The 7,775-nt window shown below is 58.8% G+C and carries 7 protein-coding genes; 5 read left to right on the top strand and 2 right to left on the bottom strand.

The annotated features are described in order from the left end of the window. The first annotated feature begins 241 nt into the window (after nt 1-241). The gene (psbC, locus tag NW829_RS11045; RefSeq protein WP_414383044.1) at nt 242-1,621 is read left to right on the top strand and encodes a photosystem II reaction center protein CP43; all 1,380 of its coding nucleotides are present in this window, start codon (nt 242-244) and stop codon (nt 1,619-1,621) included. Between the two features lie 137 nt (nt 1,622-1,758). Beyond that, nucleotides 1,759-2,817 carry a cobalamin biosynthesis protein CobW gene (gene cobW, locus NW829_RS11040; protein WP_414417084.1) on the top strand — a complete coding sequence of 353 codons (1,059 nt, stop codon included), beginning with the start codon at nt 1,759-1,761 and terminating at the stop codon, nt 2,815-2,817. 103 nt (nt 2,818-2,920) lie between these two features. On the opposite strand, the gene NW829_RS11035 is transcribed toward cobW, so the two are convergent. Further along, on the bottom strand, nt 2,921-3,877 hold the full coding sequence (locus NW829_RS11035) for an NAD-dependent epimerase/dehydratase family protein (protein ID WP_414358402.1): 957 nt from the start codon (nt 3,875-3,877) through the stop codon (nt 2,921-2,923). Nucleotides 3,878-4,090: 213 nt separating this feature from the next. Between NW829_RS11035 and NW829_RS11030 the strand changes: the two genes are divergently transcribed. Further along, entirely contained in the window at nt 4,091-5,119 is a 1,029-nt protein-coding gene (locus NW829_RS11030; RefSeq protein WP_414417083.1) for an ABC transporter permease, read from the top strand. A gap of 24 nt (nt 5,120-5,143) precedes the next feature. On the opposite strand, the gene NW829_RS11025 is transcribed toward NW829_RS11030, so the two are convergent. After that, nucleotides 5,144-6,139, bottom strand: a complete 996-nt coding sequence (locus NW829_RS11025; RefSeq protein WP_414342457.1) for an AAA family ATPase — start codon at nt 6,137-6,139, stop codon at nt 5,144-5,146. 131 nt (nt 6,140-6,270) lie between these two features. Here NW829_RS11025 and NW829_RS11020 point away from each other — a divergent pair, with 131 nt between their 5' ends. Both NW829_RS11020 and NW829_RS11015 read left to right on the top strand, forming a co-directional pair. Continuing rightward, nucleotides 6,271-6,711, top strand: coding sequence for an RrF2 family transcriptional regulator (locus NW829_RS11020; RefSeq protein WP_414332250.1), 441 nt, complete (start codon nt 6,271-6,273; stop codon nt 6,709-6,711). Nucleotides 6,712-6,782: 71 nt separating this feature from the next. Beyond that, nucleotides 6,783-7,697, top strand: coding sequence for a S1 RNA-binding domain-containing protein (locus tag NW829_RS11015; protein WP_414351627.1), 915 nt, complete (start codon nt 6,783-6,785; stop codon nt 7,695-7,697). Nucleotides 7,698-7,775 lie beyond the last annotated feature (78 nt).

Raw genomic sequence — 7,775 nt, 5'->3', positions numbered from 1 at the left:
CATGAGCGCTTTGAGTTCCCTGAAGAAGTCCTCCCCCGCGGCAATGCGCTCTAAACCCACTGAGCTCGCTCGACTTTAGCTGCGGTAGATCCCTAGAGATCTGCTCTGTGAGGATGAGCGCTTGCCCAAGGGATCCCCTGCCGCGGATCCCAGTGGACAGGGAGCCCAACGGCAGGCGCTCGCGTTAACTAAACTTTTTTTGGTGTCTCTTGTTCCTGACTATCATTGGAGGTTGGTCTCTGTGACCTCGACAACATTTGGTTCTGCAGTGGTGCAAGATCGCACCCAAGGCGGATTTGCCTGGTGGGCTGGGAATGCCCGCTTGATTAATCTCTCCGGTCGGCTTTTGGGCGCCCATGTGGCCCACGCTGGCCTGATCGTCTTCTGGGCGGGAGCGATGCTGCTGTTTGAGGTGGCTCACTTCACGCCGGATCGGCCTATGTATGAGCAGGGCCTGATCCTGATGCCCCACGTGGCCACTCTGGGCTGGGGGGTTGGCCCGGGGGGCGAGGTGATTGACACCTACCCCTACTTTGTCATCGGGGTGCTGCACCTGATCTCCAGCGCCGTGCTGGGGTTGGGGGGCATTTATCACGCCATTCGCGGCCCAGAAACTCTGGAGCAGTCTTTCCCCTTCTTCGGCTACGACTGGAAAGACAAGAACAAGATGACCACCATCCTGGGGATCCACCTGATCCTGTTGGGGTTGGGGGCTTTCCTATTGGTGGCCAAGGCCATGTGGTTTGGCGGTGTCTATGACACCTGGGCTCCAGGGGGTGGCGATGTGCGGGTAATTACCAACCCCACCTTGAACCCCGCTGTGATCTTCGGCTACCTGTTCAAATCTCCTTTTGGTGGGGAAGGCTGGATCATCAGCGTCGACAACATGGAGGATGTAATCGGCGGCCACATCTACATTGGCATCATCTGCATTGCCGGTGGGATTTGGCACATCCTCACCAAGCCCTTTGGTTGGGCTCGCCGCGCCTTTATCTGGTCTGGGGAGGCCTATCTCTCCTACAGCTTGGCGGCGGTTTCGCTGATGAGCTTCATTGCCACCTGCTACATCTGGTTCAACAACACCGTCTACCCCAGCGAGTTCTACGGCCCCACTGGCCCAGAAGCATCTCAGGCTCAGGCTCTCACTTTCATCGTGCGCGACCAGCGCTTGGGGGCCAACATCGGCCAAGCGCAGGGGCCGACCGGTCTGGGTAAATACCTGATGCGCTCCCCCACGGGCGAGATCATCTTCGGCGGTGAGACGATGCGCTTCTGGGATGTGCGCGCTCCTTGGAAAGAGCCGCTGCTGGGCCCCAATGGGTTGGATCTGGACAAGCTGAAGAACGACATCCAACCTTGGCAAGCTCGCCGTGCGGTGGAGTACATGACCCATGCGCCGCTGGGATCCCTGAACTCGGTGGGTGGTGTGGCTACCGAGATCAACACGGTGAACTTCACCAGCCCGCGCACCTGGTTGGCTGCTCACAACTTCATCTTCGGCTTCCTGTTCTTCGTGGGTCACCTGTGGCATGCCGGTCGCGCCCGCGCCGCTGCTGCCGGTTTTGAGAAAGGGATCAACCGCGAGAACGAGCCGGTTTACCGGATGAAGCCGATCCGCTAACTTTGGGTTAGCACAACGGTCTCAATGGTTTGGCTTGGCCCCCATACCGGGGGCCTTTTTTTGGGCATCCCCCCCTCAAGGATTGGCAGAAAGAAAGTTTGGGGTGGAAACTGAAGAGCGCTGAGTCATCAGAGCAGATGCACAAGATCCCTGTTACCGTCATCACCGGATTTCTGGGATCCGGCAAGACCACGGTGATCCGTCACCTTTTGCTCAACAACCAGGGCCGCCGCATTGCCGTGTTGGTTAACGAGTTTGGCGAAGTGGGCATCGACGGCGAGTTGCTGCGGGATTGCCAACTGTGTGAGGGGGAGGGATCCATCCCCATTCTGGAGCTGGCCAACGGCTGTCTCTGCTGCACGGTGCAGGAGGAGTTTTTGCCCACCATGGAAGCTCTGTTGCAGCGGCGGGCGGAGCTAGACTGCATTTTGATTGAAACCTCAGGACTGGCCTTGCCCAAGCCGCTCGTGCAGGCTTTCCGCTGGCCCACCATTCGTACAGGCGCCACGGTGGATGCGGTGATTACGGTGGTGGATGGTCAGGCTCTGGCCTCTGGGCAACTGGTGGGCGATCTGGCGGCCCTGGAGGCCCAGCGACAGGCAGATGAGAGCTTGGATCATGAGACTCCTATTGAGGAGCTGTTTGAAGATCAGTTGAGCTGCGCCGATTTGGTGTTGCTGACCAAGGTGGATCAGATCTCTTCTGAGCAACAGGTGCAAGTGGAAAGCTGGCTGCGCCGGCGGTTGCCCCCTGGGATCCAAATTCTCCCCTGTGAGCGGGGCCAGGTCTCCCCAGAAGTGCTCTTGGGCTTTAATGCGGCGGTGGAAGATCAGTTGGAGCACCGCCCCAGCCACCACGATCACGGGGAGGAGCATGAGCACGAAGCTTTTGAGTCTTTCTACCTCAGCCTGGAGGGAGGTTATGAGCCGGGATCCCTGGTGGCTCAGCTACGCCAGTTGGCCCAGGAGGAATGTCTTTACCGGATAAAAGGGTTTGTGGCCGTCCCCTACAAGCCGATGCGCCTGGTGCTGCAGGGGGTGGGATCCCGATTTGAAACCTACTACGACCGCCCCTGGCGACCCCAGGAGCCGCGCTTGACCCGACTGGTGCTGATTGGGCAAAACCTCAACCGCGAGCGCATTGCCGCCCAGCTCCAGGCCTTGGCCATCAGAGAAACGGTGGCCCCCACCGGCTGATCCCTGTCGGAGGCGAGTGGGATCCCTTGGGTCCTCGGCTCTCATCCCCCCGTCCCAGAGGGAAAGGAAGCAGCGTCCAGTTCTACTGTTACTCAAAGGTGGTCTAGAGGTAGGTATCCAAAAGAGAGGCCACGGTGGGGAAGTGGCAGCGCAAACCCAGGGTTTCTGGGGAAATGGCCGGGTAAACAAAATGGCGCTGGCGCAGACAGAACTCATCCCAGGCTGAAAGCCGCACCCGAAATAGAAAGGCCAAGCCGCGAACGAGAGCCGGGGGCAGAGGCACTCGGAAATAGATCCGTTTTTTGAAATAAGCACACATCTGTTCCACACATTCATCCCAGGAGAGGGGGGGATTGCCCAACACCCAATCGCCGCCACCAGGCAGATGGGCCACCCAATAGGCCACCATCTCGGCCACATCGGCAGCGTGGATAAAGTGGAAGCTGGCATCCACCCGCAAAAAGCGGATCAGATCCAGCCAGCGGAGAACGTCCTTGAGGCCGGCAGTGATGTGGGAGTAGGGGTGGTGGGGGCTGCCGCCAAAGAGCAGGGTGGGATAAAGGGTGAGCAGGCGCTCCGGCCAGAAGCCGCTTTCCTGCCGCCGCAGCAGCATCTCGTACTTGCTGCGGATGTAGTCGGTGCCGGCCCGTCCGGCAATGGCCAAAGGCTCCAGGTCCTGGTTCAAAAGGCTGGCCGTGGAAAAGTAGATCACCTGCTGACAGCGCTCCGGATCCAACAACTGAAAGAGCTCCAGGGTGTGGGTAACATTCACGGCCCAAGCCAGGGCGGGATCCCCCCAAGCCGCTGCCATGTGGATCAGCCCATCCATCTGGCGCAGCAGAGCGGCGTGTTCCCGGATGCGCAGGAGATCGCCGGGTACTAGGGTGATAGGGGCGGGCAGCCGTTCTAGGGGCAGCCGCAGGCGGCTGGTCTCGCGGATGAGAACGTACAGGTGGTAGGCGGGCCGCTCCGGAAACTCGGGATCCCTTTGCTGGGCCAGGCGCTCCAACACATAGTGCCCCAGGCAGCCGCTAGCGCCGGTAAGAAACAGGTTTCGCAAGAGGTCTTCCCAACGGGACTCGATGAAAAAAGCTTCTGACTAGTGTACCGCTTCAGCTTCTGTCTGCCGGACTGCCTGAACCCTCAATTCCCCTGCAAGAGAGCCGCTCGGCTTGGCAAACCCCACACTGGAAATCTGGCCGCAAGGATGTCAGCATAGTTCGACAAGAATCCAACTCAAAGAGCGCACCACTTAAGGTATCCATCTGCATCTGTGGCTGTAACCTCCTCTCCGCCTTCCCGTTCCCGCGCTTTTGACCTTTGGCCGCCGCTGGCCTTGGTTTTGCAGCGGCTGACCCAAGCGGTGCCGGTGCTGCTGTTGATCACGGTGCTCAGCTTTTTGCTCTTGCAGCTGGCCCCCGGAGATTTTTTGGATCCCTTGCGGGCGGATCCCAGTTTCAGCCAGGAGTTTATTGCCCAAGAGGAAGCGCGGCTGGGGTTGGATAAGCCCTTGGTTTGGCAGTACTTGACCTGGCTGGGCAACCTGCTGCAAGGGGATTTCGGGGTGAGCTACACCTATCGCGTGCCGGTAGCACAGCTCATCCTCTCCCGCGCCGGCGCTACCTTGCTGTTGGCGGTGTCCTCTGTGGTGCTGACTTGGCTGGTCGCCATTCCCCTAGGGATCCTGGGGGCGCTGCGGCAGAACACCCCCCTGGATCGGGCGTTGCAGTTGCTCAGCTACCTGGGCCAGGCCATGCCCAGCTTCGTGCTGGCCATTTTGCTGCTAATTGTGGCCCAAAACGTGAGCTGGCTGCCGGTAGGGGGGATGACCAGTGTTTATTTTGCCGAGCTTAGTTTGGGGGAAAAGTTGCTGGATCTGGGCCGCCACCTGCTCCTGCCCACGCTGGCTCTGAGCATCACCAGCTTTGCCGGGCTGCAGCGGATTACGCGCGGCAATTTCTTGGATGTGCTGCGGCAGGAATACATCCAGGCGGCGCGGGCCCGTGGGATCCCGGAGTGGCGGGTGATCTGGCTGCACGCGCTGCGCAACGCCGTCAACCCCTTGATCACGATCTTGGGCTTTGAGTTTGCCAATCTGCTCAGCGGCTCTTTTATTGCCGAGTTTTTCTTCAATTGGCCGGGGCTGGGCAAGCTGCTCTTGGAGGCTGTTCAAAGTTTCGACATCAATGTGGTGATGGCGGGGCTTCTGCTGGGGGCCGTGATGCTCATTCTGGGCAATTTGTTGGCCGATTTGCTCCTGATGTGGGTGGATCCCCGGATCCGACCCGACTCACTGCTGTAGTTAACCATTGCTGCTACGGATCCCTCAAACAGGCGGCTCAATTGTGGAGACAATATCCCGAATCACCGCCTCAGCCTCTTGCCGTCGGTTGCCGGCCATCTCTCCCGACCCGGCCAGAGAAACCCGATGGGTCAGTACCGGCACGAACAGTGCTTGCAGATCTTCTGGTAGACAAAAGCTGCGCCCCTTCACCAGCGCCTGGGCCCGTGCTGCCCGCGCCAAGGCCAGGGCTCCACGGGTGGATACCCCCGCCCGCAGCAGCTTGGACACGCGAGTGGCCTGCACCACCTGCAGAAGATAGTCCGCCAGGGATCCATCCAAATACACCTGATCCACCGCCGACTGAATCTCTCGCAACTCCATCAGGGAGAGAACCGGCTGCAGAGCATCCACTGGCTCGGCCTGTTGCCGTTGCAAGAGTAAAGCTCGCTCTACCTCAGGGCTGGGGTAGCCAATCGACAGCCGTACCAAAAACCGATCCAACTGGCTTTCTGGGAGGGGATAGGTGCCGTGGTACTCCAAAGGATTTTGGGTGGCCAACACCATAAATGGGCTGGGCAGCGGGTAGGTGCGATCGTCCAGCGAAACCTGCTTTTCCGCCATTGCCTCCAGCAGGGCACTTTGGGTGCGGGGCGAGGTGCGATTGATTTCATCCGCCAAGACCACGTGGGCAAAAATGGGGCCGGGACGAAATTCAAAATCCCCTTTTTCTTTGTTGAAAAGGGTGAGGCCAAGGATATCTGTCGGCAATAGGTCGCTGGTAAATTGAATCCGCTGAAACTTGGCTCCCAAACTGTGGGCGATGGCCCGCGCCAAAGTGGTCTTGCCTACACCGGGCACATCTTCAAGCAAAACATGACCTTCCGCAACCAAGGCCGTGACCACCGCCTGCACCACCTGCGATTTGCCCTGAAACACGGATTCGATATTGGCAATCAGCTTGCCAATCTGTTGGTGCAAGGTTTGTAATCGCTCCGCTGGGATCCGTGCTGAACCAGACCGGGTGCTGACACTCGCCATAAACCATTCCCAAAGGGGCCTATTCCACCTTACAGGCTGGATCCCATTGCCAGCTCAGGGCGGGATCCCGCTAAACCCCACTGAAAAACCGGAGTATCATAGACCTGAGCTCTCCACGAAGGATAACTATCTTGGAACTGTCTTGTAAAAGTGAATATGCTCTCCTGGCCCTTCTGGAATTGGCCCAGCACTACAGCGATGGCCAGGTGCTGCAGATTAAAGAAATTGCGGCTCATCAGTCCATACCCGACCGCTACTTGGAGCAATTGCTGGCCACCTTGCGCAGACAGGGGTTGGTGCGCAGCCAACGGGGATCCAAGGGAGGCTACTTCCTGGCCCGAGCACCCTGGCAGATCTCGCTGCTGGATGTTATCCAGGCCATCGAGGGGGAAGATCTCACCCGCTCCCGCGACTTGCCCTCGGGCGATCTCACCCCAGAGCGGGAAGTGCTCCTGAAGGCCTGGCAAGATGCCCAAGCTGCGGCGGTAGCCATTCTCCAGAAGACCACCCTGCAAGACCTCTGCGACCGGCAGGCACAACAGCAACAAGCTCGGCTTATGTACTACATTTAAGCCAGAGGCTGGGATCCTTGGAAGGTTTTGGGTTATCCTGAAACCCATTGCTTTTTGAATTGAGCCCTTCCATGACCGTTCGCTCTTCTCGCTCTCAGGCTGCCGATACGTTTTCCGCGGAAGATTTTGCCCAGGCTTTAGACAAGCAAAACCTCAGCTTTCAACCGGGGCAGGTGGTGCAAGGCCGCATCTTCCAACATCAGAACGATGGCGCTCTGGTGGATATTGGTGGCAAATCCCCGGCCTTTTTGCCCCTCAAGGAAGCAGGGATCCGCCCAGGGGAAGATTTGAGTGCGCTCTTTCCTTTAAAGACAGAAGCCGAGTTTCTCATCCTGCGGGAAGATGCAGAAGGACAAATTGTGCTCTCGGCGCGGCGGCTGAGGCTGAAGCGGCTTTGGGAAGAGCTGGCCCAGAAGCAAGCCAACGGCCAGACGGTAACCGTTCCGGTGATCGCCACCAACAAAGGGGGGGTGGTGGTGGATGTGCAGGGGCTGCGCGGCTTCATTCCCCGCTCCCACCTCAGCCAACGGGAAAGTCTGGAGGAGTTGGTGGGGCAATCCTTGACAGCAAGCTTTATCGAGGTGAACCCAGAAGCCAACAAGCTGGTGCTCTCCCAAAGGGCGGCTGTAAAGTCCGAGAACCTGAGCCGCTACACCAGTGGCCAAGTGGTGGAAGGCAAAGTCAGCGGACTAAAACCCTTCGGTGTGTTTGTGGACTTGGAAGAAGGGGTAACCGGGCTGTTGCACATCAAGCAGGTCAGCCAAAGTTTTGTAGCCTCGCTACCGGATTTGTTCAAACCAGGCCAACGCATCAAAGCTGTTGTCATCGATGTGGATGAGGCCAAGGGACGGATGGCCCTCTCCCTGCGGGTGCTGGAAAAGCATCCGGGCGAGGTGCTGGAGCAGCTGGACAGGGTTATGGAGGAGGCCGAAGAGCGGGCCGGTAAACTCAAGGGGAGAATAACATCCGACGGCCAAGTCATCTGATCCCATCTCTGCCTCGAGTTCGGATGCAAAACCTGCAGAGGGAAAGCAAGACGCCTTACGGCAATCAGAGGAAAATCA

The organism is Synechococcus sp. R55.8, assembly GCF_047461895.1.
Taxonomy (GTDB): Bacteria; Cyanobacteriota; Cyanobacteriia; order Thermostichales; family Thermostichaceae; genus Thermostichus.
This window is presented reverse-complemented; position numbering and strand designations above follow the sequence as displayed.